The organism is Phormidesmis sp. 146-33, assembly GCF_052939515.1.
This window is the reverse complement of record NZ_JBJPHU010000010.1, coordinates 39,906-64,707: the sequence shown is the minus strand read 5'-3', so window position 1 is coordinate 64,707 and position 24,802 is coordinate 39,906. Positions and strand designations below refer to the sequence as shown.

General features: G+C 49.1%; 24 protein-coding genes. 14 read left to right on the top strand and 10 right to left on the bottom strand.

Annotated features, from left to right (window positions below; all coding sequences use genetic code 11):
* Nucleotides 1-70: 70 nt before the first annotated feature.
* Nucleotides 71-253, top strand: coding sequence for a hypothetical protein (locus tag ACJ2PR_RS06475; RefSeq protein WP_446859428.1), 183 nt, complete (start codon nt 71-73; stop codon nt 251-253).
* A gap of 307 nt (nt 254-560) precedes the next feature.
* On the opposite strand, the gene ACJ2PR_RS06470 is transcribed toward ACJ2PR_RS06475, so the two are convergent.
* The 4 genes from ACJ2PR_RS06470 to ACJ2PR_RS06455 all read right to left on the bottom strand — a co-directional run bounded on the left by ACJ2PR_RS06470 (nt 561) and on the right by ACJ2PR_RS06455 (nt 5,053).
* Entirely contained in the window at nt 561-2,618 is a 2,058-nt protein-coding gene (locus ACJ2PR_RS06470) for a prolyl oligopeptidase family serine peptidase (RefSeq protein WP_446876423.1), read from the bottom strand.
* Between the two features lie 150 nt (nt 2,619-2,768).
* Nucleotides 2,769-3,380: a Uma2 family endonuclease gene (locus ACJ2PR_RS06465; RefSeq protein ID WP_446876422.1), complete on the bottom strand. Its 612-nt coding sequence runs from the start codon at nt 3,378-3,380 to the stop codon at nt 2,769-2,771.
* A gap of 247 nt (nt 3,381-3,627) precedes the next feature.
* On the bottom strand, nt 3,628-4,020 hold the full coding sequence (locus ACJ2PR_RS06460) for a hypothetical protein (RefSeq protein ID WP_446876421.1): 393 nt from the start codon (nt 4,018-4,020) through the stop codon (nt 3,628-3,630).
* A gap of 85 nt (nt 4,021-4,105) precedes the next feature.
* A complete protein-coding gene (locus ACJ2PR_RS06455) occupies nt 4,106-5,053 on the bottom strand; it encodes a serine hydrolase (RefSeq protein WP_446876420.1) in 948 nt (315 codons plus the stop codon).
* A gap of 151 nt (nt 5,054-5,204) precedes the next feature.
* On the opposite strand from ACJ2PR_RS06455, the gene ACJ2PR_RS06450 reads away from it, so the two are divergent.
* Together ACJ2PR_RS06450 and ACJ2PR_RS06445 are read left to right on the top strand one after the other, a co-directional pair.
* Entirely contained in the window at nt 5,205-5,858 is a 654-nt protein-coding gene (locus ACJ2PR_RS06450) for a C40 family peptidase (RefSeq protein WP_446876419.1), read from the top strand.
* 194 nt (nt 5,859-6,052) lie between these two features.
* Nucleotides 6,053-7,063: a glycosyltransferase family 2 protein gene (locus ACJ2PR_RS06445; protein WP_446859423.1), complete on the top strand. Its 1,011-nt coding sequence runs from the start codon at nt 6,053-6,055 to the stop codon at nt 7,061-7,063.
* On the opposite strand, the gene ACJ2PR_RS06440 is transcribed toward ACJ2PR_RS06445, so the two are convergent.
* On the bottom strand, nt 7,052-7,183 hold the full coding sequence (locus ACJ2PR_RS06440) for a hypothetical protein (RefSeq protein WP_446859422.1): 132 nt from the start codon (nt 7,181-7,183) through the stop codon (nt 7,052-7,054). The genes ACJ2PR_RS06445 and ACJ2PR_RS06440 overlap by 12 nt on opposite strands.
* Nucleotides 7,184-7,866: 683 nt before the next feature.
* Here ACJ2PR_RS06440 and sds point away from each other — a divergent pair.
* A complete protein-coding gene (gene sds / locus ACJ2PR_RS06435) occupies nt 7,867-8,835 on the top strand; it encodes a solanesyl diphosphate synthase (RefSeq protein WP_446876418.1) in 969 nt (322 codons plus the stop codon).
* 824 nt (nt 8,836-9,659) lie between these two features.
* Nucleotides 9,660-10,940, top strand: a complete 1,281-nt coding sequence (locus tag ACJ2PR_RS06430; protein WP_446876417.1) for a glycosyltransferase family 4 protein — start codon at nt 9,660-9,662, stop codon at nt 10,938-10,940.
* Between the two features lie 108 nt (nt 10,941-11,048).
* Here ACJ2PR_RS06430 and ACJ2PR_RS06425 read toward each other — a convergent pair whose 3' ends face one another.
* The gene (locus ACJ2PR_RS06425) at nt 11,049-13,223 is read right to left on the bottom strand and encodes an IMS domain-containing protein (protein WP_446876416.1); all 2,175 of its coding nucleotides are present in this window, start codon (nt 13,221-13,223) and stop codon (nt 11,049-11,051) included.
* Between the two features lie 443 nt (nt 13,224-13,666).
* Between ACJ2PR_RS06425 and pdhA the strand changes: the two genes are divergently transcribed.
* Nucleotides 13,667-14,698, top strand: coding sequence for a pyruvate dehydrogenase (acetyl-transferring) E1 component subunit alpha (gene pdhA, locus ACJ2PR_RS06420; protein ID WP_446876415.1), 1,032 nt, complete (start codon nt 13,667-13,669; stop codon nt 14,696-14,698).
* 94 nt (nt 14,699-14,792) lie between these two features.
* Here pdhA and ACJ2PR_RS06415 read toward each other — a convergent pair whose 3' ends face one another.
* From ACJ2PR_RS06415 to ACJ2PR_RS06405, 3 genes are all read right to left on the bottom strand, one after another.
* Entirely contained in the window at nt 14,793-15,104 is a 312-nt protein-coding gene (locus ACJ2PR_RS06415; protein ID WP_446866344.1) for a hypothetical protein, read from the bottom strand.
* Nucleotides 15,105-15,123: 19 nt separating this feature from the next.
* Complete coding sequence (locus ACJ2PR_RS06410) at nt 15,124-15,543, bottom strand: RusA family crossover junction endodeoxyribonuclease (protein WP_446859416.1); 420 nt, start codon at nt 15,541-15,543, stop codon at nt 15,124-15,126.
* A gap of 413 nt (nt 15,544-15,956) precedes the next feature.
* Nucleotides 15,957-16,133: a hypothetical protein gene (locus ACJ2PR_RS06405; protein WP_446876414.1), complete on the bottom strand. Its 177-nt coding sequence runs from the start codon at nt 16,131-16,133 to the stop codon at nt 15,957-15,959.
* Between the two features lie 62 nt (nt 16,134-16,195).
* On the opposite strand from ACJ2PR_RS06405, the gene ACJ2PR_RS06400 reads away from it, so the two are divergent.
* Nucleotides 16,196-16,609 (top strand): hypothetical protein, encoded by a 414-nt coding sequence (locus ACJ2PR_RS06400; protein WP_446859414.1) that lies wholly within the window; start codon nt 16,196-16,198, stop codon nt 16,607-16,609.
* A 46-nt stretch (nt 16,610-16,655) separates the two neighbouring features.
* Here the strand turns inward: ACJ2PR_RS06400 and ACJ2PR_RS06395 are convergent, their stop codons facing one another.
* Nucleotides 16,656-17,756, bottom strand: coding sequence for a DNA topoisomerase IB (locus tag ACJ2PR_RS06395; protein ID WP_446876413.1), 1,101 nt, complete (start codon nt 17,754-17,756; stop codon nt 16,656-16,658).
* Between the two features lie 123 nt (nt 17,757-17,879).
* On the opposite strand from ACJ2PR_RS06395, the gene ACJ2PR_RS06390 reads away from it, so the two are divergent.
* The 7 genes from ACJ2PR_RS06390 to ACJ2PR_RS06360 all read left to right on the top strand — a co-directional run bounded on the left by ACJ2PR_RS06390 (nt 17,880) and on the right by ACJ2PR_RS06360 (nt 24,719).
* On the top strand, nt 17,880-18,584 hold the full coding sequence (locus tag ACJ2PR_RS06390) for a 2,3-bisphosphoglycerate-dependent phosphoglycerate mutase (RefSeq protein ID WP_446859411.1): 705 nt from the start codon (nt 17,880-17,882) through the stop codon (nt 18,582-18,584).
* 35 nt (nt 18,585-18,619) lie between these two features.
* On the top strand, nt 18,620-18,994 hold the full coding sequence (hpxZ, locus tag ACJ2PR_RS06385; RefSeq protein WP_446859410.1) for an oxalurate catabolism protein HpxZ: 375 nt from the start codon (nt 18,620-18,622) through the stop codon (nt 18,992-18,994).
* A gap of 98 nt (nt 18,995-19,092) precedes the next feature.
* Complete coding sequence (locus ACJ2PR_RS06380) at nt 19,093-20,088, top strand: AEC family transporter (protein WP_446876412.1); 996 nt, start codon at nt 19,093-19,095, stop codon at nt 20,086-20,088.
* Between the two features lie 134 nt (nt 20,089-20,222).
* Nucleotides 20,223-21,014 carry a response regulator transcription factor gene (locus ACJ2PR_RS06375; protein ID WP_446859451.1) on the top strand — a complete coding sequence of 264 codons (792 nt, stop codon included), beginning with the start codon at nt 20,223-20,225 and terminating at the stop codon, nt 21,012-21,014.
* Between the two features lie 573 nt (nt 21,015-21,587).
* Nucleotides 21,588-22,916: an ATP-binding protein gene (locus tag ACJ2PR_RS06370; RefSeq protein WP_446876411.1), complete on the top strand. Its 1,329-nt coding sequence runs from the start codon at nt 21,588-21,590 to the stop codon at nt 22,914-22,916.
* A gap of 163 nt (nt 22,917-23,079) precedes the next feature.
* Nucleotides 23,080-23,883, top strand: coding sequence for a pseudouridine synthase (locus ACJ2PR_RS06365; protein ID WP_446876410.1), 804 nt, complete (start codon nt 23,080-23,082; stop codon nt 23,881-23,883).
* Nucleotides 23,880-24,719 carry a helix-turn-helix domain-containing protein gene (locus tag ACJ2PR_RS06360; protein ID WP_446876409.1) on the top strand — a complete coding sequence of 280 codons (840 nt, stop codon included), beginning with the start codon at nt 23,880-23,882 and terminating at the stop codon, nt 24,717-24,719. Before ACJ2PR_RS06365 ends, ACJ2PR_RS06360 begins: the two co-directional genes overlap by 4 nt.
* Nucleotides 24,720-24,802 lie beyond the last annotated feature (83 nt).

Here is a 24,802-nt window from a genome sequence, read left to right as displayed (position 1 = left end):
TCACCCCTTATCCCGATTAATTAGTTTGGGGATGAATATCTGAGAAGGACAATCGGGGAGACTTTGAGCAATGATTCGCATCAACCAATTAATGATGGGGGTTTCGGTAAGCGTTGGGGTGATGATTTTGACGATTCAAAACGCCCCCAAACTCTGGCACAGTTTTCAGCTTTGGAGAAACCACGGAGTCGTGTGTGAGCGATCGACGATCGACGGTAAGCAAACCCGATACGGCGATGATTGTCAAGGATGAGGGGTGAGGGATGAGGGATGAGGGATGAGCTTCGCTTCGATTGTTGAGGAATGCCCCTTAAATCCTTCGCAAGTGAGAAACTTTGAGCCAGAACGCTTGTCCGAGAGTTCTCCAGAATGCGGGGTTAACGTGAATTCGATGAAATCTTTCGCTGCGGTTGTTAATCCAGGCAGCCCCCTAAATCCCCCAAAATTGGGGGACTTTGAACCCAAAATCTTGTCTTAAAGTCCCCCAATTTTGGGGGGTTGGGGGGCAGAAGCTTGACAACGAAGCGAAAAATTCAACTAGCATCCATCAAATCCGTCCATCAAATCGTCGGCTCAAAATCTAGCGTCTTGACCAAAAACGCCCATTTGTCCGCAATCTCTTCGATCACTTTGGCAGTCGGCTTTCCGGCACCGTGTCCTGCTTTGGTTTCCACCCGAATCAACACAGGCCGATCGCCTGAATGAGCCGCTTGCAAGGCTGCTGAAAATTTGAAACTGTGGGCAGGCACTACGCGATCGTCATGATCCGCTGTCGTCACCAACGTTGCAGGATAAGCCGTTTCCGGTTTCAGATTGTGCAACGGAGAGTAAGCATAGAGTGCCTTGAATTCTTCCACCTCTTCGGGGGAGCCATATTCAGGCATCCAGGCCCAGCCGATCGTGAATTTGTGAAAGCGCAGCATATCCATCACCCCAACTGCCGGAAGTGCCGCCGCAAAGAGATCGGGTCGCTGAGTCATACAAGCTCCGACGAGCAAACCGCCATTACTGCCTCCAGCGATCGCCAGCTTTTTCGACGACGTGTAATTATTGTCAATCAGCCACTCCGCCGCCGAAATGAAGTCATCAAAGACATTCTGTTTCTTGAGTTTGGTGCCTGCCTGGTGCCAGTCTTCGCCATACTCACCACCGCCCCGCAAGTTGGGAACGGCATACACGCCCCCCAACTCCATCCACACCAAAAGCCCCACCGAAAATGAAGGCGTTAGTGATATGCCAAATCCGCCGTAGCCATAGAGATAAGTCGGATTGCTGCCGTCCAGTTTTAGCCCTTTTTTGTGGGTGATAAACATCGGAACCTGAGTGCCGTCTTTGCTGGCATAAAAAACCTGTCGAATCTCGTAATCATCAGGATTGAAATCGACCTTGGGCTGACGAAACACGGTACTCTCATCGGTCAGCAGGTTGTAGCGATAAATTGTGGTCGGCGTGGTGAAGCTAGTAAAGCTATAGAAGGTTTCCGTCTCGTCGCGCTTGCCCCCAAATCCGCCAGCCGAACCGATTCCAGGAAGCGCCACTTCACGCACAAAGGCTCCATCGAGTCCAAAAATCTTGACCTGACTGCGAGCATCCTTGAGATAAGACGCAACAAATTGATGATTGAGAATGCCGACTCCTTCCAGTGTTTCAGCCGTTTGAGGAATGACTTCTTGCCAATGGGCCCGCTCGCTCTGCTGCAAGTCGATCGCAATCACCCGTCCCCGTGGCGCATCCAAATCCGTCTGAAACCAGAAGCAATCGTTCTCGTGGTCAATAAAGCTAAAACTCGCCTCAAATTCGCCAATCAACTCCACCACAGGCGCGTCAGGTGTTGCCAAATCTTTGTAGAACACGAGATTACGTGGGTCAGTGCCCAACCAGACAGAAACGATCAGATAGCGTCCGTCCTCACTCACACCGCCCTGAAAGCCCCATTCTTTGTGATCGGGACGATCGTAGATCAACAGATCTTCAGATTGGTCAGTGCCCAGCCGATGATAGTAAAGCTTTTGGAAATAATTTACGTCTTCTAGCTTAGTCTTTTCATTTGGCTCGTCGTAGCGCGAGTAAAAGAAGCCCTGATGGTCGTGTGTCCAGGATGCGCCCGAAAATTTGATCCATTTGAGATGGTCGATCGTATCCTTACCCGTTTCAATTTCTCGCACCCGCCACTCTTGCCAATCTGACCCCGAAGCAGACAGCCCATAAGCCATGTATGCACCATCTTCGCTGATCGATAAGCCAGAGAGAGCGATCGTTCCATCTTCAGAAAGCTTATTAGGATCAAGCAAGACGATCGGCTGGTCATCCAACGACTTCAAGGTATACAAAACGCTTTGATTTTGCAGTCCATCATTTTTGAAGTAAAAGTAGCGATTACCTTCCTTAAACGGGATGCCATATTTCTCAAAATCCCAGATCTTTGTGAGACGGCTAGCGATCGCTTCTCGACTCGGAATCTGCTGCAAATAGCCAAACGTCACCTGATTTTGCGCTTCGACCCAGGCTTTTGTTTCATCAGAATCGGGATCTTCTAGCCACCGATACGGGTCAGCGATCGCGACACCATGATATTCGTCAACTTGATTCGTTTTTTGGCTGGTGGGATAAGAGGTCATAGAACAATCAGAAATGAGTGAGCAACCCCTCAAGCCTACACATTTCCGAGAGCAGCGATCACTCGATTCCTGCTCACATCAGCCTCGTATTACCCAACCGACCAGCTAAAAGGCTGTCGTATCGTTACACATAACCAGCGTGCAATCTCCTTACCAAATTTTTGCCATCTTCAGCGCAAACATTGGCATCTCAGGTTCGCAACTGACAGACTCAGGATTGTCCAAAATCTCTGGAGATCGATCGACTCGATAAACATGAACTTGACAATGCTTTCTGTCGATCAATAACCCCAACCGCACCCCATTTGCAATATATTCCTCCATCTTTTCCTTCAGGCTGATCAATGTATCGCTACTAGATCGCAATTCCACCACAAAGTCGGGAGCGATCGGGGCAAAAGATGCCTGTTGTTCTAGCGGCAAAGCATTCCAGCGATTGGACAAAATCCAGGCGGCATCGGGCGATCGAGTGGCTCCATTGGCTAACGTAAAGCCCGAACTAGAATCAAATACCTCTCCCGTCCCATCCGCTTCAGACCAGACATAGAGTTGCCCAAAGACTCTGCCATTGCGGTTTCCAGTATCAGCAAATGCAGGGGGCATCACAACGATTTCTCCGGTGGCGTTCCGCTCGATTCGCAAGTCAGGATTCGTGCGACAAAACTCATAAAACTGCTGATCACTCATCTTCGACAGTGTAGTGAGCGAAGAAAGATCGATCGGCATCAACATCTGTGCGGATTTAACCAACAGGCTAGTCATCAGCAACTTGGCTCCATCCAAAAAAGTCTTTCCTCATAGTAATAACGAATATGAGTGTAGCAAATACCAGTAAGTATGATTGAGAATAAGCTGGTAACAATCGCAACGTTGCCAGATGTCAGTTAGAAGCGATGATGTAGATACAGGATAATAGCCCAATTGGAGCGGACTGATAAAGTGGGTTAGAGGTGTGACAAAGGTACTAGCAGTTGTTTAATCGGAACGTTACGCCGCATTGTTACGAAGGTTACTTTAGTTCTGTTTTCTTAATTACTTTGATGACTGCAATAGCCGACAGAAATAAAACACAGCATAAGATTGCTACTGTAGTTTCTTGAATTTTTGGCGGTACAAACACGATAAATCCCCGATCCTTAATCAAAGCAGAGAAGCTTGAAACACAAAATGGCATGAGATATAACCTGAATGTCTGCCAATAATCTTTCTTGTCAGTCTTGTCAGATGCAACACTTAACATCAAGCCTGTACCAATTACAGCACTGATACCTACTGAATCAATCCATATCTTGAGCGAAACATCGAAATAGAAGTAGATAACAACAATGTACCAAATGAAATAGCACCAAAGAATTGCTTTATCTAATTTAATCTCGTAAAGATACTGAACCAAGCTTTTCATATATCTCAAATGTTTCTTAAATTTTCACATAACATCTTAAAATCATTTTCAGAAACCGATCGCCCTCATCCCTCATCCCTTCTTCTCATCCCTCATCCCTCATCCCTCCAATCGCCTCCACCACTTGCTGAGACACAAACGGCAAAATCGCCTCATTGGTGCTGTGGGGTTTGCCTTCGGTAAAGACGACCAGCAAATAGGGGCGAAGGTTGGGCAATTCGACATAGGCGGCATCGTGGCGAACCTGACTCGTCAATCCTGCCTTTGACCAGAGTCGAGCCACTTGCGGCAACCCTTCGCCCAAAAAGCCCGTCACTTGATTTTCAGGGTTGGCTTTTAACTCAGTGGGATTGAGCGATCGCCGCATCAAATTCATCATGGACTGCGATCGCGCCGCCGAAACCGTTACTCCACCAATAATGCTGTGCAGCAATCGAGCCGAAGCATTGGTCGTCAACATGTTGCGATTTTCATAAGCCTCCCCCAAAAAGGCTCGTTCTCGTCCGTATGCGCCATCGCACCAGGTTTTCTGATTCATGTTCACGGTGGCCAGGTCAGGCCAGCCGATCGATTGAAAGTAGCGATTCACAATATTGCGCTGTTGTTTCCACGTCTCAAACGGGGCACTCGGAATCTCTGGGCCGCTCGTCGTTCCCGTCAACACATCCACCACCAGACTCGTCGCGTCATTACTCGAATCGATGATCATGTCAGCGATCGCCCGCTCCAACTCAGTCGAAGTTTGAATCATGCCTTTCTCTAGCCACTCATGAGCCGCCACCAGGTAAAACAGCTTGACCACACTAGCCGGGTAAATCCGCTCAACTCCTCGATACTGAAAGCCCCGCGGCGATCGTTGCCAAAAATCATCCACATTCACCGCCCCTCCCGTATTCACGAACACTGGCGCATCGTAGACAATCCAGGTCATCGCAATCTGATTTTGTGCCAACGCCGGAAACTCACGCCAAGTCGCTTCGAGAATGCGATCGCCCAAAGTTTGCAACGTTTCGTCTTTGTGAAAGAAAGTCATGGTAGAAAGCTCTGAGTTTGACCCAGGAACGACAAAGCCACCGATCCTTAAAGAATCCTACCTCTTACCCTCCTCCCTCCCGCAAAGCGTGTCAAAGACAACCCTCATCCCTCATCTCTCATTCTCTCCCTCATCCCTCATCCTTGCCACCATGCAGTATCTCACCAGAGCTAACCTCAATCTTTACGATTCTCCTGAACTTAAAAGTCTGGCAACTCAGGCCGCGATCGGACGTTTCTTAAAAATTCTCTCTCCCACGCCGCTCCAGGTCAGGCTTTGCGAAGATGACTACCCCGGCTGGCTAGCCGTTGAAGATTTGCAGTATTTGCAGGAAACGAGAACTTCCTATCAAGCGCCGATTCTATCTGAGGCAGAAATCCAGCAGCGAATTCCTCAAGTCATTGAGTTTACAAAAGCGGCGATGAATGTACCCAATCACTATCTTTGGGGAGGAACCGTTGCCCCGCATTATGATTGCTCTGGCTTGATGCAAGCGACCTTCGCTTCGGCGGGAATTCGTTTACCCAGAGATGCCTATCAGCAAGAAGGCTTTGTAAAAAAGGTTGAAATCGAATGCTTAATTCCCGGTGATCTAATCTTCTTTGGTACACCTGTCAAAGCAACGCATGTCGGCTTGTATTTAGGAAACCAACAATACATTCACAGTTCAGGCAAAGATCAGGGACGCAACGGTATCGGAATTGATGTCTTGTCGGCAGAAGGCGACTCCATTAGTCAAACCTACTACGCCCAACTACGAGGAGCCGGACGAGTCACCACCAGCTACCAACCTCAAGAGAATTGACACTCCCCAGGGCTAAAGCCACAGGGATTCTTGGCTCAACGAAACCACTTAACCTGGAGTTCAAAGCTGCCAATTCTGGGAGACTTTCGGACAAGCATTTTGATTTAAAGTTTTCATCCCTCATCCCTCATCCCTCATCCCTCATCCCTCTCCCCTTTGCTGATAGACTAAAAGCCAACTTTTCTCTCGTCCCCATGAGCATTTCTCCTTTTCCTTACGGAACGCCAGCGACTTTTGGCAGTGACCTTCAGCCTGATCTGTCTGTTGTGGTGCCCATCTACAACGAGATTGAGAGCATTCCTGCTTTACTGGACGCGATCGCCCTTCAAATCCAGCATTTACACTACGAAATCATCTGTGTGGATGATGGTTCGCAAGATGGATCTGACCAACTGCTGAAGCAACAGGCTCAGACGCGCCGCGACCTACGAGCCGTGATTTTGAGAAAGAACTATGGACAGACGGCCGCGATCGCCGCAGGATTTAGTCACGCGAGAGGAAGCGCGATCGTCACGCTGGATGGCGACCTGCAAAACGACCCGGCAGACATTCCCATCTTGCTGGCCAAACTCGAAGAAGGCTATGACCTGGTAAGCGGCTGGCGCAAACATCGTCAAGACAACTCGCTGACGCGGATTTTGCCCTCCAAAATTGCCAACTGGCTGATTGGATGGGGCACCAGTGTTCATCTTCACGATTACGGTTGCTCACTCAAGGCGTATCGGGCTGAACTGGTGGCGGATATGAATCTCTACGGCGAACTGCATCGATTTCTCCCCGCACTCGCCTTTATTGAGGGAGCCAGAATTACCGAAATTCCCGTCCGCCACCATGCTCGACGATTTGGCAAAAGTAAATATGGATTAGACCGCACCTTTCGCGTGATCATGGATCTGCTGACGATCGCCTTTATGCGAAAATTTCTCACCCGTCCCATGCACGTTTTTGGTGGAGTTGGCTTGCTCTCTTTGCTAGCAGGCACCGTTTCGGGCGCTTACCTGGCTTATGTCAAATTGGGTTTAGGAGAAGACATTGGGCAACGTCCCTTACTCATTCTCACGGTCTTGCTGCTCTTGTCAGGACTGCACCTGTTTAGCTTTGGACTGCTCGCCGAACTTTCGATGAGAACCTACCACGAATCACAAGGCCGACCCATCTATCGAGTCAGAGAAGTTGTCGGAGACGCAACCAAATTACTCTCGTGACCCCGACGATCGCGAAACCTCAGTCGAATTGCGTCGAGCCAGCCCCAGCAGCCCATAGACAATCAATAAATAACCCGCAGCCAACACTGGAATAATCAGAGGAATGTCACGGTAAACCATAGCGCGATCGACCTATAAAAAACTAAGAAACAGCAAAAATATTGAGGCAAGCCGAAACCTGCCGGACTCTGAGCAATTTAGCCACGTCGAGAACATAAGATGCGTCAGCGCCGATCGACACAAACCCGCGTTCTACACTGTGTTCACATATGATTCAATAATCTGCAACGATGGAGCAGACTTCCTGACTCAGTACAGAGAGGCTTTCTCAAATTGGTGAAAATTAGTAAAAAGCTCTCATAAATGCAGACCTCTCTCTACCCAAAAGCCAAACCTTAGAAAACCTGGCTCAAGAACTCGAAATCGCCTACATTCTCGATTCGTACCGAACGTTATGAAATTTTTGAAATGCCTACAATCTAGACTAACACAGCACTCTAGAGGTTTAGGGACTTTCTGGGAACGAACTTCAAAAATCTATACAATCTTCAGCGATCCGGCTGATCCTTCAGTCTTAAGAAGTGATGAGGAAAAAGCAGTCTCCCTCAGTTCTTCTCATAAATCTGTCATTAGTCAGATAGCTTTTAGCCTAAATTTCTAGTTCTCTTACCCAATAACCGATGATTTGCGCCCAATTCCCAAACTTTTTCTACGTTTCTATTCCATGTAGAAAACCCTTAGCTTAGAATAAGTTCAGAACCTGTAAAGTTTCTTAACCATGTAGCCCCTTAGTCGGCTTATCCATGACCTCAGCAACATCCCTATTCTCCCCGGTTGAAGCAGACCTCTGTGTGCTGACGGAGAACCTCAAAAATCTCATCGGTGCGCGTCATCCAATTTTGTACGCAGCCGCAGAACACCTCTTTGGAGCCAAGGGGAAACGGGTCAGACCCGCGATCGTCTTCCTGGTTACACGGGCAACGATGCCGGATCAGGGGATTACCGAACGTCACCGACGACTGGCCGAAATCACCGAAATGATCCACACTGCCAGCCTCGTCCATGATGATGTCGTCGATGAATCAGACGTGCGGCGCGGCATTCCCACCGTTCACAGCAGCTTTGGTAGTCGGGTCGCTGTGCTGGCTGGAGACTTTCTCTTTGCTCAGTCTTCCTGGTATCTGGCAAATTTAGACAATCTGCAAGTCGTCAAGCTGTTGTCTGAAGTGATCAAAGACTTTGCAGAGGGCGAGATTCAGCAAGGGTTAAACTGCTTTTCTACAGTCTCGATCGAGGCCTATCTGTCTAAGAGCTATTACAAAACGGCTTCTTTGATGGCCAACAGCGCCAAGGCGGCCGCCGTTCTTAGCGAAGTTTCAGACGCTCAGACTCAAAGCATGTACCACTATGGGCGACATCTCGGTCTCGCCTTTCAGATTGTGGATGATATTTTAGATTTCACTGGCTCGACAGAAGGACTGGGTAAGCCTGCCGGGTCTGATCTTAAAAGCGGCAATTTGACGGCTCCGGTTCTTTATGCATTAGAAGAAAAGCCTTATTTAGAGGCCTTAATCGAGCGCGAGTTTGCTCAAGAAGATGACTTAGAGCAGGCGTTGGCTCTAGTAAAAGATAGTCGAGGCATTGAGCGATCGCGCGAATTGGCCGCCAGTCATGCGCGGATGGCCGTAGAACATCTGTCTGAGCTTCCCGTCTCGGAGCCTCGGCAGGCACTGGTCAAACTAGCTGACTACGTTCTCAGTCGTCTGTATTAGATCGGGCACTTTACGATCAAAATAGTTCTGAAGGGTAGGTGATCATCTGCCCTTGTTTTTTGTGCGATCGTATGAGTAAGAAAAAAGAGAGCTGGAAGGGACGATCGCAGCCAGATTAAACGGCAAAAACTCTACAAAGTGGCAACAACTCAATCGCTTCAAACAGGTTTATTGTCACTCAAAATTTCGTACCCGCTTAAGTATGTACTTTTGTCAACCCTCTAAAGTTAGGCAAGTAGAATAATACTTTGGGGTGATCTAAATTTAGGTAAATCAAATTTTAATTAAACCAAGCAAAATCAAAAACGTAGCTCGTTTGACTATTTAACGTTCCTGAGCCTGATTGAATCGTTGACAGATTGAATGACTCAGATGCAGAAGAGAAAAGGTAAGTTGTTTACTGTTTACTAGAGCGACCTTTTCGATTAGAAGTTCCCCAATGTTGTTAATTTCATCGTTAATTTCATCGATTTGATAGTTGTCTTTCCTAAAGCTTCGCAGTGTAGCGCTTAGTCAAGTCCAACGCGGCTTTTCAGCGATAAATATAACTGGAGCGCAGCAAAAGAAAGCACTTGATCAAGTCATTTTTTAGCGAGTTGTAGCGCTATTTTGCTCATCAAAAATTTCCTGAAAGCAGTTCTACCGATGAGAATAAAGGGCACGTTCTCATCCCAGGGTGGTCAATTTCTTGGTCGTCTTTTCTTACCCATGACTGATTAAGGTAAGAAATTTCACCTGTATTCTATGACTTATAAAGCTGTGAAACATTGATCGATTTCAATTTTTAATGTGCCCTCATTCACCGCATCTTGGGAAATAAAACTATGTTTTTTCTAGGTCAAAAGCAGCCTCGCATTGCGTTGATTTCGGAACATGGCGACCCGGCCATTGAGATTGGTAAAGAAGAAGCTGGCGGGCAAAATGTCTATGTGCGTCAAGTCGGAGAAGCACTAGCTCGTCAAGGTTGGCAGGTTGATATGTTTACTCGTCAATCGGATGCAGACCAGCCTGCGATCGTTCAGCACAATCGTCACTGCCGTACCATTCGCTTGACGGCGGGGCCAAAGACGTTTATTCCCAGAGATGATCTGTTTCCCTACATGCCAGAATTTGTTCGGGCATTCCAGCGATTTCAGGCAGATAACGGCGTTCAATACAAGGCGGCTCACACTCACTATTGGATGTCTAGCTGGGTAGGCATGGAGTTGAGAAAGCACCAGTCTCTAAAGCTGTTGCACACTTACCATTCGCTCGGTGCAGTCAAATATCAATCGATCGCGACGATTCCAATGATTGCCAAAACTCGACTAGCGACTGAGAAACTCTGCCTGGAAACGGCCGATCGCATCGTGGCTACCAGTCCTCAAGAACGCGACCATATGCGATCGCTGGTCTCGACTCACGGCAACATTGATGTGATTCCTTGTGGCACCGATATTCGTCGCTATGGCTCCGTTTCTCAGTCCGAAGCGAGACGGCAACTAGGCATTCCTCAAGATGAGAAAGTAGTGCTGTATGTGGGGCGATTCGATCGACGCAAAGGCATCGAAACAGCAGTCCGAGCGGTAGCGCAATCTCAACTACGCAGCCAAATTAAACTGATCATCGGGGGCGGCAGTCGGCCTGGTCAGAGCGACGGGATTGAACGCGAACGGATTGAGGGCATCGTCTCAGCGGTGGGACTGCAAAACGCGACTCAGTTTCCGGGTCGCCTGGGCAATGAGAATCTGCACCTGTATTATGCAGCGGCCGATGTCTGTCTAGTGCCGAGTCATTATGAGCCGTTTGGATTGGTGGCGATCGAAGCCATGGCCAGCCATACACCTGTGATTGCCAGTGATGTGGGAGGGTTGCAGTATACAGTGGTTCCTGAAGTGACGGGGCTTTTGGCTCCTCCCAAAAATGATGCCGCCTTTGCAGAGGGTATCGATCGCATTCTCTCTAACCCTGAGTGGCGCAATCAGTTGGGCAAGGCGGGTCGCAAGCGAGTCGAAGAGAAGTTTAGCTGGGATGGCGTTGCGTCTCAGTTGGGTGACCTCTATAGCCAGGTGATGGAAGAGCAGACTGTTGCGGCTAAAAATCGTTCTGCGGCAGTCAGCGCATAAATTGCAGCGAGTAAAGTAACAGGGCAAATTGGCTGAGATAAACAACTTGATCTCGGCAAATCTGCCCAATTTTTGTCAGAACCTTTAGCGATATTCACCAAAAGCGGCTCACTGTACTTGCCAATCTTTGATGCGCCACTGGTTGTCTTGACGAATCAGAGAATAGCGAACCTTGAGATTGGTGTCTGTTTGGGTATCAAAAAGGCTGCCACCTCTATAGTATTTTCTGACTTCAGACGCGGTGGCGGTGACGATCGCTTGATTGGGATCAGTCGAATTTGCCTCAACAGAATCGACTTTTATAGTATGTTCATACTGAATGTGCAGCCCTTCACGTTTGGCTTCTTCAGAAGAGGCGCGCCATTCTGCGAGTTTGGGTTCTACTAAGATCTGATTGAGTTTGGTCGTTGCATAAGACTCACCCATCGCCTCTTTTTTGGTGTTGAGCCAAAATTCTAAAACTCGTTGAGCCGTCGCCTCATTCATATCACCTGCCAGTGGCGAATCGGGGACGACTTCAGGGATGGCCATTACGGGCTGATCAAGTTGTACCAAAAGCTCATTGCCAGCAGACTGTCCGGTGAGGGCCCGCAAGCCTCGAATGAGCAAAAACCCCAAAGCACCCACGGCAAGAATGCCCAAAAGAACTAGGGGAAGGGAAAGCCTCGACTTTCTACGAGTTTTAGCAGGTCTCCCGTCCGATCGTCGCGGCGGCAAATCATCTGCGTCTGGAATGCGGTGGCCGTTATTGAGTTCTCCACGGGGGCGATCGACTCTGGGGCGAGTGCGCGTTCCCACTGGCGGAGAGGAGTCGGTTTGCAAACTGCCTTCGGGTGAGAGTTGAGAGAGACGCTGGGCAGCAGGCATCGCCAGAACGTCATCAGTGAGGCGATCGTCAGTCGCGATCGTCGCTGTCGAGGCGCGACTCACGGAATGGACGGACTGATCCACTCTGCCATTTTGCCGAGTCGGGGTCGATCGCCCGATGGGATTTGCGCCCCACTCGATCGGTTCAGCTTCGACGGGCAGTTCTTCTAAGTATTCCTGAACCTGGTCATTGGCAAAGTAATCTTTGAGCGCTGCTTTTTGTTGAGCGAGGTCACGAAAATGGGGAAACACCTCATCCTGAAGCCAGCGTTCTGCATAGAGACACAAGCCAGGTAAGAGATCAGGGGCCCCTTGAGAATTTTCGCGGATGAAGGCGAGCGGCTCATATTCCTGGCTGAGTTCTAACGCACGGCTGGCTTCCTCGGTCTGCCCCAACAAAAGCGAACAAACAGCCTGCTCTAAATGCACATCTTGCCGACTGCCGAGCCGCACCAGCATCAACTTCGCCCGTCGAATCAGGGCCGGCTGTTGTCGAGCAAACCCACGAGCCATCAGCGCATAAACCGCCAGATATGTAGCAACGGCCGAGGGACGACGCGCCTCTTCTTCAAAAAGCGTTTGCTGTTCTTCGGCGGTCAGGTAGCCGCGCAGTTGTTGAATAAATCGCAGAAAGTCATCAATGCTTAACCCCGATTGATCGTTGCCCGTGCCATCGATGCCGCCGCGCTCTCGCAGCATATCTTGAAGCAGCCGCAACCCCCGGTGGCGATCGGGTGACTGTTCATCCGGGAGGGCCAACAGTTCCAAAATTCGGTAGGGACGCAGCTTAAACAGGTCAGCCTGAATCTCGCCTCGAACGCTGGCAAACAGACCTTCTCTAAGCAACAGTTCTTGCCCCGTTTCGAGGGCTTCGGCGGCGTTTTCATACTGTCCTTGCTGCCACTGTTCTCGACCCAGTTCTAAGCAGGCCAGGGCAACAGTCAGCACGATGTCTGATAGAACGATCTTGGGATCGCCCAGTTTGCCGTCTCTGAGATTGGCGCTGCCACTGGTGAGATAAGGTCGGCCGAGTCTGAGAACGAGTTCATATTCGCCCAGTTCTTGCAAAATCAGCAGTGCCCCGATCAGTTGTCTATCTTGAATCTCAATACTAGGGGACGGATCAGCCGCTTCGGGTCGATTGGTGCTTTGTGATACACCAGATGAACTGCTCGCCTCCAGGTCTGGCTCATAAGTTTTGGCCAAAAAACCTTCGTCATAGTCCCGGCGTTTTTCTGGACTTGACAACACGGCGTATGCTTCGTCAATCAACTGCCGACGAGTGGCGATCGCTCCCTCCGAGTACTCACGGCGCGGGAGTTGCAGCGTACGATCGCGATGTGCCTGCTTGAGTTGTTCGGCAGTCGCCTGGATGGGCAGACCCAGAATTCGATAATAATCGAGCGGAATACGCACGGTTGACTTCCCCAGCAGTGAGCGACAAGAGCAAAAATTATAACCGCAATCGAATGACTGTCATGATAACCCGTAGATACAAAGTCGGCTGTTTACCTTTAGAAAACTCTAGTTTGGGCGATCGCTTGATTTCTCACAATTTCTCACAATAGAGGTTTCTGGATTGTTGTGGAAGCACTATTCACTTAATAGAAGGTGAAGTTTTCAAGTTTTGCCACCAGACAGCAGAGAATTCTCTAGTTCAGTTGTTTGATCTTTGATCCAACAGGGCGGTATTTTAGATTAAATTGAGGGTGCGATCGGGTTAGCGCTTAACGCTCTGGATGAAACCTTGCCTTGTCCAGTGTCCAAAACCCAGCGTCTAACGTCCCGCATTTAAAGTCCAACGTCTAAAGTTCAACGTCCCCTCTTTTTGGGTATTGCAGCGAGGTTACTACAAGCAAATGGTACAAGAAAGAGCTTTACCGAAAATTCAATCTGCTTCTGCCCAGATCACAAAAGAAGAAGGGCTGGTACTTTATGAGGATATGATCCTGGGGCGCTTTTTTGAAGATAAGTGCGCTGAGATGTATTATCGCGGCAAAATGTTTGGGTTTGTTCACTTGTACAACGGTCAAGAGGCCGTTTCGACGGGTGTGATTCAGGCGATGCGGCCGGGCGAAGATTATGTGTGCAGTACCTATCGCGATCACGTTCATGCGCTGTGTGCGGGGGTTCCGGCTAAAGAGGTGATGGCGGAGCTATTTGGCAAGGCGACGGGCTGTAGTAAGGGTCGCGGCGGCTCAATGCACTTGTTTTCGGAGAAGCATCGGCTGTTGGGGGGCTTTGCGTTTATTGGTGAAGGGATTCCTGTGGCGACGGGGGCGGCCTTTCAGTCTAAGTATCGTCGAGAAGTCATGGGCGATGAGCGCGCAGATCAGGTGACGGCTGCCTTCTTTGGGGACGGGACGACCAACAACGGTCAGTTTTTTGAATGTTTGAATATGGCGGCGCTCTGGAAGTTGCCGATTTTGTTTGTCGTAGAAAACAACAAATGGGCGATCGGGATGGCCCATGATCGAGCCACTTCTCAGCCTGAAATCTACAAAAAAGCCGCCGCCTTTGGGATGCCCGGTTACGAGGTGGACGGAATGGACGTGTTAGCGGTGAGAGCGATCGCTCAAGAGGCGGTGGCTCGTGCCCGTGCGGGAGAAGGGCCGACGCTGATCGAATGCTTGACCTACCGTTTTAGAGGACACTCGCTGGCTGATCCCGATGAGTTGCGATCGAAGGATGAAAAAGAGCGTTGGCTGGCCCGTGATCCGATCAAAAAGCTGGCGGGCTACCTGTTAGAGCAAAATTTGGCGGATCAGTCTGAGTTAAAGGCGATCGAGAAGAAGATTCAGGCGATCGTCGATGAAGCGGTCGAGTTTGGCATCAACAGTCCTGAACCCGATCCGAGCGAGTTATACAAGTACATTTTTGCTGAAGATTAGGTAGATAACAGAAATAGGTAGACAATAAAAAAGGGGGCCTCTGCTCCCTTGCTGTCCGCTTGTCTACGAAAAAATATTGGGATCACGCGATCGCTCAACTGGCTCGTCTGCGAGGGTTAGTCACAACTAACTCAAGTTCCCAGTTGGGGATTTCTTCGACCAGTTTGGTCATGCGGCGCAAATCTTCGGCACCGTTGAGGGTCAGAGTGTCTCGGTTACGAACTTCGACGACGATCGTCTTGCTGGAAGTCTTAGCAATCAGGTCAAATCGACATTTTGCTAAAGCAGGCGGCAAGTCTTCAGGGGAAGGATTAACGATCACAGCATATCCTTGCTCTCGGTATTCTTTAGCCAGCGTTAAAAGTCGCCGATGCTCTAATGGGGTTGGGTTGTTTGAGTGATTCATAGGAACTCAGTGGAGAATCTTAATCTAACTCTTCGGGATTGGGAGCAACTTCTACTCTTATATGTAGAAATTCTACTCCTAGACAAAATCCCTCTGCAAGAACAGGAGAGATGCCCTTTATCCGAAAAGATCCATTAAGACTACGCCGACGACTCACGAAATCCGTGATCTGGTAGTCATCTACATAGATTAGCCCATTCAGAGCGTCTCTCATAGGCTTTACAATATTATCACTGTCGGGAACCCAGTTTTCGTTACCCGGCTCTGCATCGTAGTAATGTGTAATGACCACTCGAACGTAGTTGCCGATCGGGGGTTTGTTTTGCCAACAAGCTTCGGCGGTTCTACGAACGGTTTGCTTCCAGTCTTGAAGGCGCTTTTTGTCTTTTGTTTGATGAGAAACTGGCTTCCCAGTCACGACGAATTCAAAGGGTAGCACTGGAGGTATTCCTTTGCGGAAGTTCTGGCGGATCAGCTACAAAAATTGAGATTAGAAATACACCCCAAAAGGTTCCTACCCATCGGTAGAGACTAATTTCGTCCATCTCCTATAGTAAGTCTGCACTCTATCGTTTGTGTGTGATGCAAGTCAGTAAAATCGCCTGCACTATGCGCTTTGAGCAAAAATTTTGACTGTTGAGATGGCAGACGAGATCTCTGGATTTTAGACGTTGGACGCTAGATTAAAGTTCAAGCCCGATCGCTAGTTCAAAATAAAATATTGAATGCTTTGAATGCTTTTCCGGATGAGGAGGGCTAATTGTGTATAGGGGAATGGTAGATGCACCCTGATATTACCTCTGGCGTTCGCGCTGGGGGTTTTTTATTGGGCGCTTGTTTCCTCCAAAAGGTTCACTCCTCGGTTGGGGCACAAGGTGGATTGAACACGACGTAAAAATTTCCTTGCTTGACGCTGCGGTTTAGAAATCTAGCAAACGCTTCGGCATCCGATCGAGTCACCGTACGAACAATTTCACGAGGTTTGTGTCCTGGAAAGATGGCCACGATCGCCCAAGGTCGGTAGCTCATAAAATATCCTTTATACGCCTTATATGCAAAAAAATTATAAGCGTATCAGGCGCATTTGAGATGTGCGCTTCGTAGAAGATAATTGGGACGATATACGCACCTATGAGCTAGAAGTTTTTGTGAGTCCGAGAGCGAGTTCGGGAGCCAGAGGCGAAAACAGAGACAAGCTAAATCTGACCGTGACACCGACCGCAAAAGCAAACCTCTCGGTCATGGCAAGTCAGCGCAATCTCAGCATGTCAGAGCTAATCGAGCAGATTGCACGACAAGAAATCAGCCTCAAGCCTGGAGCAAAAATTAGTGAGAGAGTATTGAGTGAATTAGTTGCAGAAGTGGAAGATCAACTAGCTGATATTGAGGATGACATTCAGGTATTGCAGCAGCAGCGCGATCGATTGAGGGGAAGACGCGATCGATTTAACCGCCTGTTGACCGAGATCCAGCAACAAGTGAACGAACAATCAGAAGAGCGCTAATACACGCTTAAAGTTCCTGACTTGTGGGAGATTTAGGAGGCTGACCTCATACACAATTAACTTTTTCTAACAGCGCAACGACGGCTAGTTCTTCACACTTCAAAGCGTGAGAATCGGCAATCACGATCGCTCCATATTCTCCCATTACATCATGCAGCGTTTCATCCAAATATGCCTCAAAGACTGCTGGATGTACATAATATTTGCGGCAGGTTGCAGGGCGATTTCCCAGGTGAGCAGAGACTGTTTTTAGGGCTTGCGTAATGTTTTTTTTAGCCCCCGTTTGGGACGTAAACCGACCAATTTCTACCAGGTGAGAGGCCGCAAGAACAGTGCCAGCCCAGGTGCGAAAGTCTTTGGCAGTAAAGTCTTGACCTGTGACTTCTCTTAGATAATCATTCACGTCGGTCGAAGTAATATCTTGCGGCTGTTTGTTTTCGTCTAGATATTGAAACAACTCTTGACCGGGGATTTCTTGACAGCGTTTGACAATTTTGGCGAGACGACGATCGCTCACTTCAATCTCATGATCAACGCCACTTTTTCCGCGAAAACTAAACTCGATTTTTGTCCCCGAAACATTTACATGATCATCTTGAAGCGTCGTCAAACCATAGGAATTGTTTGCTTTAGCGTATTCCTCATTTCCCACTCGAATTCTAGTTAGCTCCATCAATTTGAGAATGGCGGCTAACACTTTTTGTTTGGGCAATCCTGGCAGCGACAAATCGTGATCCAACCGCTTCCGAAGGTCAGGTAACGCTTGACTAAACGCAATCATGCGCGTAAATTTTGTCTGATCACGAATCGATCGCCACAGTGGATGATATCGATATTGTTTGCGTCCCTTGGCATCGCGTCCCGTCGCTTGCAGATGACCGTTTTGATAAGGACAAATCCACACTTTTTTGTAAGCAGGTGGAATCGCTAAAGACTCAATGCGACTGATTTCATCGCGATCGCGGATCTGCTTGCCGTCTACACCCAGATAAATAAAACCCTTTTTGCCAGAAGGTTTGCGCTGAATCCCTGGAACATCATCCGTCACATATCGCAGTCCCACCGCCTCAGCAGACTCAACGGGATCAGTTGGAATGACAGACTCGATCGCCTCCTCAACAGAAGCTTGCTCAACCTTAAGCTGCATAACTCGTTACCTACTCGGAAAATCAGACGATTAGTTGTTTAAAAACTATCGAATCTGAGACCGAGCGAAATCCACACAGAAGTATAGTCTCAAGGAGCGATCGGGTAGAATTCATAAAAAAACATGGCAAAACTTATCCTGATTCGGCATGGGCAAAGTATCTGGAACGCAGCCAACAAATTTACAGGCTGGGTCGATGTGCCTTTGAGCAAATTGGGGCGACTCGAAGCCGCCAAAGCCGCTTATCGATTGAGAAATTATCAAATCGATGTCTGCTACACCAGTTTGTTGATTAGAGCGATCGAAACCGCCGTCATCTGCCTGACCGAATATCCTGAAGTCTGCGCGGGTCACTCTCCAATCATTCAACACGCTGCCAACGACCCCGACTGGCACGGCTGGGATCAGTACGAAGGCAACTCCGACGAAGAACTGCCGATTTTTCTCAGCCCCGCCCTTGATGAACGCTACTACGGTCAGCTTCAAGGACTCAACAAAGCCCAAACCGCCGAACAATATGGGGCAGACAGGGTGCAACAATGGCGGCGATCGTTTTCCACTCGTCCTCCCCAGGGCGAAAGTCTGCAAGACACCCTGAATCGCACCATTCCCTATTTTCAAAGTCGCATTTTGCCTCACTTGCAGGCAGGCGAAAACGTTTTGGTCGCGGCTCACGGCAATTCTCTACGATCGATCATCATGATTTTGGACAACCTCAACAGTCAAACGATCGCCAATTTAGAACTTATGACAGGTGTACCGATCGTTTACGACCTTGATGAAGCAGCAAAAGTGACAGACAAAATCGTTTTGAATGAATCACTGTAGAGCGATCCTCTATTGATCAGGAAAGGAACTCCGAAATGGAAATCAACCACCCAGACACCTTGACCGAAATCAAAAACGCCTTTGAGCGCTACGAAACGGCCCTCGTCAACAACGATCTCACCGTCCTCAACGAATTATTTTGGGACAGCCCCCACACCATCCGCTTTGGAGTCACCGAAAATTTGTATGGATACGAATCAATCACAGCTTTTCGCAACGCACGGGATATTTCGAGTCTCGATCGCATTCTCAAAAACACCGTAATCACCACCTACAGCCACCACTTTGCCACCACCAACACCGAATTTCAGCGCAAAGGATCGGGTCTGATCGGCAGACAAAGCCAGACCTGGGTACGCACGCCCGATGGTTGGCGAGTCGTCGCGGCTCATGTGTCGCTCATGGCTTGAGCATCTCTGTAAATTTTTGTTAAAATAAGTCGTCAATCAAACCTAGAATTGAGGAGAAAGACAGCATTTCTAGGGATATTGCCCTGAGTCGCTTTGGCATGATCGAGACCCTGTTTCACGCTTACACCCCCTTGCTCGTCTGGACAGGGTTGGGCATTCTCTCTTTTCGCTTTCTACCAGAAAATTTTCCGCGTTTCTTGGGTCGCACCCTATACTGGGTGGGCGTTCCCTGGCAGATTTTTGCCCTGGCGAGGCAGACTGATTTTTCTCATCAAGTAGAGTTAGCTCCCGCCATCACGATCGCCACCCTGGGTACTGGGCTACTCCTCGCCTGGCTCACCCTCCAAATCTTGATCTCATTCACCAGAGATTGGAGCATTCAAGCCAAAGAAGAACTCTCCTTAACGTCTCACGCCTCACTCAGATCCTGGATTCCACCGCTTGATCGCCCCCATCAAGGCACCCTGATCATCGCCAGCACGATCGGCAATACGGGCTTTGTCGGTCTGGGGATCATTCCTGCCCTGTTGACGACGGGCGATATGAGTTGGGCGGTTTTTTTTAGCGTTACCCAAAATCTAATTGGCACTTACGGCGTTGGGGTATTAATTGCCAGCCACTACGGACGACCTGAGCAACCCAACCACGGCTGGCGACTGCTCAAAGATCTGGTCACAGTGCCCTCACTTTGGGCATTTGCGATCGGCTATTCTACCCAGTCAATTCCATTTGTCGGATGGGCAGAGCAGACGATCGACGCTTCTTTACTGTTCGTGATTCCTGCGTCCTTTCTCTTGATGGGAATGCGGCTCAGTCAGCTTCAAGGCCTTCAAAGTCTAAAAGCTGCATTGCTCCCGGTGTTGCTCAAAGTGCTGCTCTTACCCGGTCTGGTTGGCATTGGCACGACGCTATTGGGGTTGTCTGGTGATCCCCGACTGTCGCTTGTCTTGATGTCCGGAATGCCCAGCGCCTTTGCAAGCTTGATTTTGGCAGAAGAATATAACCTTGATCACGACTTGGCAGCCAGCAGCATTGCTTTGAGTACGATCGTGCTACTGGTCATGATTCCGCTATGGCTGGCGCTTTTTGGGTAATAAGTTTGGGCAATTGATCGAGCTTTCTTAAAGAAACAGATGAGAAATAATTAACTGTAGAAAATGTATAAAACCATACTGCGATTTTAATCAATGGTAGAATCAGCGTGGAAAAGCTCGCCTCCAGCACATGTATGCTATCCACGCCTTCGCTCGAAGTTAAAAAAGTCCAGCCCAACATGAAAATCGGTCGGGTTCTGGTCGTCGAAGATGAAGATTTGATTCGCGACACGATCGCCCTCACCCTCAGCGAGGAAGGCTACGAAGTGCTAACGGCCGCCGACGGTCGCAGTGCTTTAGAGATGATTCAGACGGCGATCGGTAAAGGGAATACTCCCCCGCGATCGTTTCCTTCTGCTGCTCAAGAGTCCGCTAAGTTTGACCTGATGATTTTGGATCTGATGTTGCCCTACGTCAACGGTTTAGACTTGTGTCGGTTTGTGCGTCGAGAAGGAAACAGCATCCCCATTCTGATGTTGAGCGCTAAAGGGACGGAGACCGATCGCGTCGTCGGGCTAGAAGTCGGGGCCGATGATTATCTCACCAAACCCTTTGGTATGAGAGAGTTAGTCGCTCGCTGTCGAGCCTTGCTGCGTCGGCATCAACAATTTCAGTCTTCGACTCAGGCTCCTACGCTTAAGTTTCAAGACATCACTGTTTTTCCTCAAGAATGTCGCGTCACGGTGCGCGGAGAAGAAGTCAATTTCTCGCCCAAAGAGTTCAAACTGCTCGAACTGTTTATGAGCCACACCAAGCGGGTCTGGTCAAGAGAACAATTGCTAGAACGCATCTGGGGGCCTGACTTTATCGGAGACAGCAAAACGGTCGATGTCCATATTCGCTGGCTCCGAGAAAAGCTGGAGATCGACCCCAGCAACCCTGAGTATCTGGTGACGGTTCGGGGATTTGGCTATCGGTTTGGCTAGATCTGTGTGAGAAGGGTTAAAAATGTGAGAAAGGTTAAAAATACGTCGGTTTGACAGACTTTTCGCGCTTCGTCGGTCTGTTCTTTTGCCCCCAACCTCCCCAATGGGGGACTTTTAGGCAAGATTTTTGGAAGGCTCTTACTTAGGGCGAGTTAGGAACGTTTCCAAACCTGTATTTGAGACCAAGTATTTCGTCGAATTTACGTTAACAGTAGGTAGGACGATCGCTTTATCAAGTTGGTCTACTCGTTTTGGTTGACTTTCTATAGGATCGTGAATTGAATAGGATCGATGATTGCCTGGTTGCTTCGCCCCCTAAATCCCCCATTCTGGGGGACTTTGAGAAAGCAGACATTCTAGAATTTAAGGCAGTTTCGCGGTTCAAAGTCCCCCAAATTTGGGGGATTTAGGGGGCAGAAGCCGAATCAAACGAAGCGAAACCGCGAGAATTACAGGTTGTTTAATTCACGATCCTATAGCGTTTCTCAAATGCCACTCCCTGGGTTCGGTTAAGCTAGTAGGCGTTGATCAGTGCAAATTGGTCAATTGCCCCCGTGACCCTGTGGCTAACCTGTGGAATTTTTGTGGTTTCTGCTCGGACTCGCGATCGGACTGCTGCTACTGAGTTGGTTTCGATATCGACTCACTTCAAAACTCAAGCAGTTAACTCAAGACATGAGTACAGACAATGTGGATGCTGGGCTATCACTGACATCTCAGTTGACCTTGGCGGTAACTCATCATCAGCGATCAAGCAGACAGCTAGAACGCCGCCTCGAAACCTGGAAACAAATTGTCGATCTAGCCCCGATCGGCTATTTGCAGGTTGACGAAGAAAATCAGCTTATTTGGTGCAACCCCTACGCCTGTCAAACGCTGCATATTCAGTCCCATAATACAAATCAGCCCCGATTGTTGTTGGAGCTGGTGCGATCGTATGAGCTAGATTCTCTGATCGAGCAGGCACGAGATAGCCAAAAGCTTTGTCAGCGAGATTGGACGTTTTACGCAGCTTCTGTCGATGCGGTGAATATGTCTGAGCAGCAGGCGATCCCCTTACGGGGGGTAGCGTTTCCCTTGGCAGAAGGAGACGTGGGCGTATATCTAGAAGACCGTCAAGAAGCCTTCACCTTGACTCAACAGCGCGATCGCTGGGCCTCCGATGTGGCCCACGAGCTAAAAACCCCACTCACCTCTATTCGTCTGGTTGCCGAAACTCTTCAATCTCGTCTGGAACCACCTACCCGCAACTGGGTCGATCGCCTGCTCAAAGAAGCGGTGCGTCTAAGTACCTTGGTACAAGAATTGCTCGATCTCGGCCAGTTAGAAATCAGTCCGACTCAGCGCTTAAATTTGAAGACGATCGACCTGGTAAATCTGATTCAGGCAGCTTGGCAAAGTCTAGAGCCGTTGTCTACCGAAAAGTCAGTCGAGCTAGACTATCAAGGGTTGGATCACTTGCTGATTCGAGGCGATGAGTCTCGCTTACATCGAGTTTTTCTCAACCTATTCGACAACGCCCTCAAATATAGCCAGCCTCAGCATTCGATCGCGGTTCGTCTTGGTCTGCATCCCCTAACTCAACCCTCTAAACAAGCGACCCACGAAATTCAAATCGACATTATCGACGCAGGACAGGGCTTTCCAGACAATTCTCTGCCCTTCGTGTTTGATCGCTTTTATCGAGCCGACCCTTCTCGATCGCGCAGTGACACTGAATGGCAACCTAACGCTGACATCGCCTTACAGCCTGTCCAATTAAGTAGCGGCAGCGGGTTGGGACTGGCGATCGTGCGGCAAATCGTCGAAGCTCATCATGGAAAGATTAGTGCTAAAAATGATCCCGGTACCGGAGGCGCGTGGTTACAAATCTTGCTACCTTGGTCAGAGCAGTTTGAATAGTCAGCCCTTATGCTGGACTTTGGAAAACATTGTGCCGCTGATTGAGAGATTGTGCCAATCACCATCTCATGTAATATTTGTACATAATAGTGGTTCTACATAGCTGCTTTGACACTATGGTTTTTGATTCCGCAATTTTAAGGATTTGTGTAGCCTCTGATTTATGTCTGAGAGAGTGCAAAAAATTCTGTCCCAGTGGGGCATCGCCTCCCGTCGTCAAGCCGAGCAGCTAATCCTGGAAGGTCGAGTCTTGCTCAACGGGCAAGTCGCTCATTTGGGTGACAAAGCCAGCTTAGGAGTCGATCGCGTTGAAGTAGACGGCAAGCTGGTTCAATCGACCTCCACACCAGCAGGCGACATTTCGCGCCCTAAATCCCTTTATTTTTTGCTTAACAAACCAGCCGGAGTGGTCTCAACCTGCGCTGATCCCCAGGGACGAACCACTGTGATTGACCTACTACCCAACTTCTTGCAGAAGGGTCAGGGGCTTCATCCTGTAGGGCGATTAGATGTAGAATCAACCGGAGCGATCCTCTTGACTAACGATGGTGAATTAACTTACTATCTCACCCACCCCCGTCACATCATTCCTAAGACATATCAAGTCTTGGTAGCAGGCTCACTTTCGTCAGCAGTCTTGCGACAGTGGCAGCAGGGAGTTATGTTAGAAGGTCGAAAGACGTTACCCGCTCAGGTAAAATTTCTTCAGCGTTCAGATGTCCAGACTTTGTTAGAGGTGATTCTCATTGAAGGGAGAAATCGCCAGATTCGCAAAGTTGCAGAACAATTAGGGCATCCAGTGCTACAGCTTCACAGAACCGCGATCGCCACTATCCAAGTCGATCGTCCTCCTGTACTGAGTGGCCAATATCGCCCTCTAAAAAGTTTTGAAGTCCGTTTGTTGAAAGACCAATTTGACCTAACATCGATTAGGTTGCCAGCAGAGATCAAGGAGCAGAGCGTATGAATAAGCAAGTCCTCCAGGCAAACCGAGAGCAAGCAGAACGGCTGGCAGAGTTGGGAATGCGCTTGGCTCAGTTACGTCAGCAGCAAGAAATTTCTCTCGAAGCAGTCGCTCGGATTACTCGCATCCAGCCCAGACTTTTGAGGGCGATTGAGGAAGGCAATCTCAACATTTTGCCTGAGCCTGTCTACATCCAAAGTTTTTTGAGACAGTATGCCGACGCGATCGGACTGGATGGCGTAGAGTTTGCGAGTGCCTTTCCGACTCGGTTTGGTCTGCCCGAAATTCGTCCTTCGTGGCGCAGTTTGCCGGGGGCCCAGTTGCGTCCAATACATTTATATTTGCTTTATATGTTTTTGATCGTCTCTGCGGTCAACGGTCTTTCTTATTTTCTTAATCGTTCGTCAACTCAGGCGCAGCTACCAGAAGTACAGCGATTGCAGGCCGCACCAGGAACGGCGATCGGGCCGGCCAGTCCAATGCGAAACCCAACGACTCCGGTCGCCAACGTAGCCGCCAAACCTGGAACGCAAAAGCCCATTCGAGTCGGGTTAACACTAACTTCTCAATCCTGGGTGCGGGTAGTCGCCGATGGCAAAACTGAGTATGAAGGCGTTTTGTCGGAGGGCGCTCAAAAGACCTGGATGGCTGAGAAGCAGGTTGTCGTACGCGCAGGAAATGCAGGAGGCGTGATGGTCACTTACAACGATAGTCAGGCAAAACAGTTGGGTCAGCCCGGTGCGATCGAAGAAGTCGCCTTTCCGCCTGATCCCCGCTTTGCTAATTTGCCGCCCGTAGTCAATGAGATGAGCGTAGATTCACCCGATCGCGCCTTTTAGACTGGTCGAAACAATCCTGGTAACTAGGTAACTAAAGGTCGCAGCTATCCGAATAAATTCCGTCTTCGCAAACTCAAGATTCC

What these genes read in the sequence shown, in the direction of transcription:
- ACJ2PR_RS06360 (WP_446876409.1), top strand. Translation starts at nt 23,880, where the DNA reads ATGAATAAGCAAGTCCTCCAGGCAAACCGAGAGCAAGCAGAACGGCTG.
- ACJ2PR_RS06395 (WP_446876413.1), bottom strand. Translation starts at nt 17,756, where the DNA reads ATGCAGCTTAAGGTTGAGCAAGCTTCTGTTGAGGAGGCGATCGAGTCT.
- hpxZ (WP_446859410.1), top strand. Translation starts at nt 18,620, where the DNA reads ATGGAAATCAACCACCCAGACACCTTGACCGAAATCAAAAACGCCTTT.
- ACJ2PR_RS06380 (WP_446876412.1), top strand. Translation starts at nt 19,093, where the DNA reads ATGATCGAGACCCTGTTTCACGCTTACACCCCCTTGCTCGTCTGGACA.
- sds (WP_446876418.1), top strand. Translation starts at nt 7,867, where the DNA reads ATGACCTCAGCAACATCCCTATTCTCCCCGGTTGAAGCAGACCTCTGT.
- ACJ2PR_RS06375 (WP_446859451.1), top strand. Translation starts at nt 20,223, where the DNA reads ATGCTATCCACGCCTTCGCTCGAAGTTAAAAAAGTCCAGCCCAACATG.
- ACJ2PR_RS06475 (WP_446859428.1), top strand. Translation starts at nt 71, where the DNA reads ATGATTCGCATCAACCAATTAATGATGGGGGTTTCGGTAAGCGTTGGG.
- ACJ2PR_RS06450 (WP_446876419.1), top strand. Translation starts at nt 5,205, where the DNA reads ATGCAGTATCTCACCAGAGCTAACCTCAATCTTTACGATTCTCCTGAA.
- ACJ2PR_RS06465 (WP_446876422.1), bottom strand. Translation starts at nt 3,380, where the DNA reads ATGACTAGCCTGTTGGTTAAATCCGCACAGATGTTGATGCCGATCGAT.
- ACJ2PR_RS06455 (WP_446876420.1), bottom strand. Translation starts at nt 5,053, where the DNA reads ATGACTTTCTTTCACAAAGACGAAACGTTGCAAACTTTGGGCGATCGC.
- ACJ2PR_RS06445 (WP_446859423.1), top strand. Translation starts at nt 6,053, where the DNA reads ATGAGCATTTCTCCTTTTCCTTACGGAACGCCAGCGACTTTTGGCAGT.
- ACJ2PR_RS06415 (WP_446866344.1), bottom strand. Translation starts at nt 15,104, where the DNA reads ATGAATCACTCAAACAACCCAACCCCATTAGAGCATCGGCGACTTTTA.
- ACJ2PR_RS06470 (WP_446876423.1), bottom strand. Translation starts at nt 2,618, where the DNA reads ATGACCTCTTATCCCACCAGCCAAAAAACGAATCAAGTTGACGAATAT.
- ACJ2PR_RS06405 (WP_446876414.1), bottom strand. Translation starts at nt 16,133, where the DNA reads ATGAGCTACCGACCTTGGGCGATCGTGGCCATCTTTCCAGGACACAAA.
- ACJ2PR_RS06440 (WP_446859422.1), bottom strand. Translation starts at nt 7,183, where the DNA reads ATGGTTTACCGTGACATTCCTCTGATTATTCCAGTGTTGGCTGCGGGT.
- pdhA (WP_446876415.1), top strand. Translation starts at nt 13,667, where the DNA reads ATGGTACAAGAAAGAGCTTTACCGAAAATTCAATCTGCTTCTGCCCAG.
- ACJ2PR_RS06430 (WP_446876417.1), top strand. Translation starts at nt 9,660, where the DNA reads ATGTTTTTTCTAGGTCAAAAGCAGCCTCGCATTGCGTTGATTTCGGAA.
- ACJ2PR_RS06460 (WP_446876421.1), bottom strand. Translation starts at nt 4,020, where the DNA reads ATGAAAAGCTTGGTTCAGTATCTTTACGAGATTAAATTAGATAAAGCA.
- ACJ2PR_RS06365 (WP_446876410.1), top strand. Translation starts at nt 23,080, where the DNA reads ATGTCTGAGAGAGTGCAAAAAATTCTGTCCCAGTGGGGCATCGCCTCC.
- ACJ2PR_RS06390 (WP_446859411.1), top strand. Translation starts at nt 17,880, where the DNA reads ATGGCAAAACTTATCCTGATTCGGCATGGGCAAAGTATCTGGAACGCA.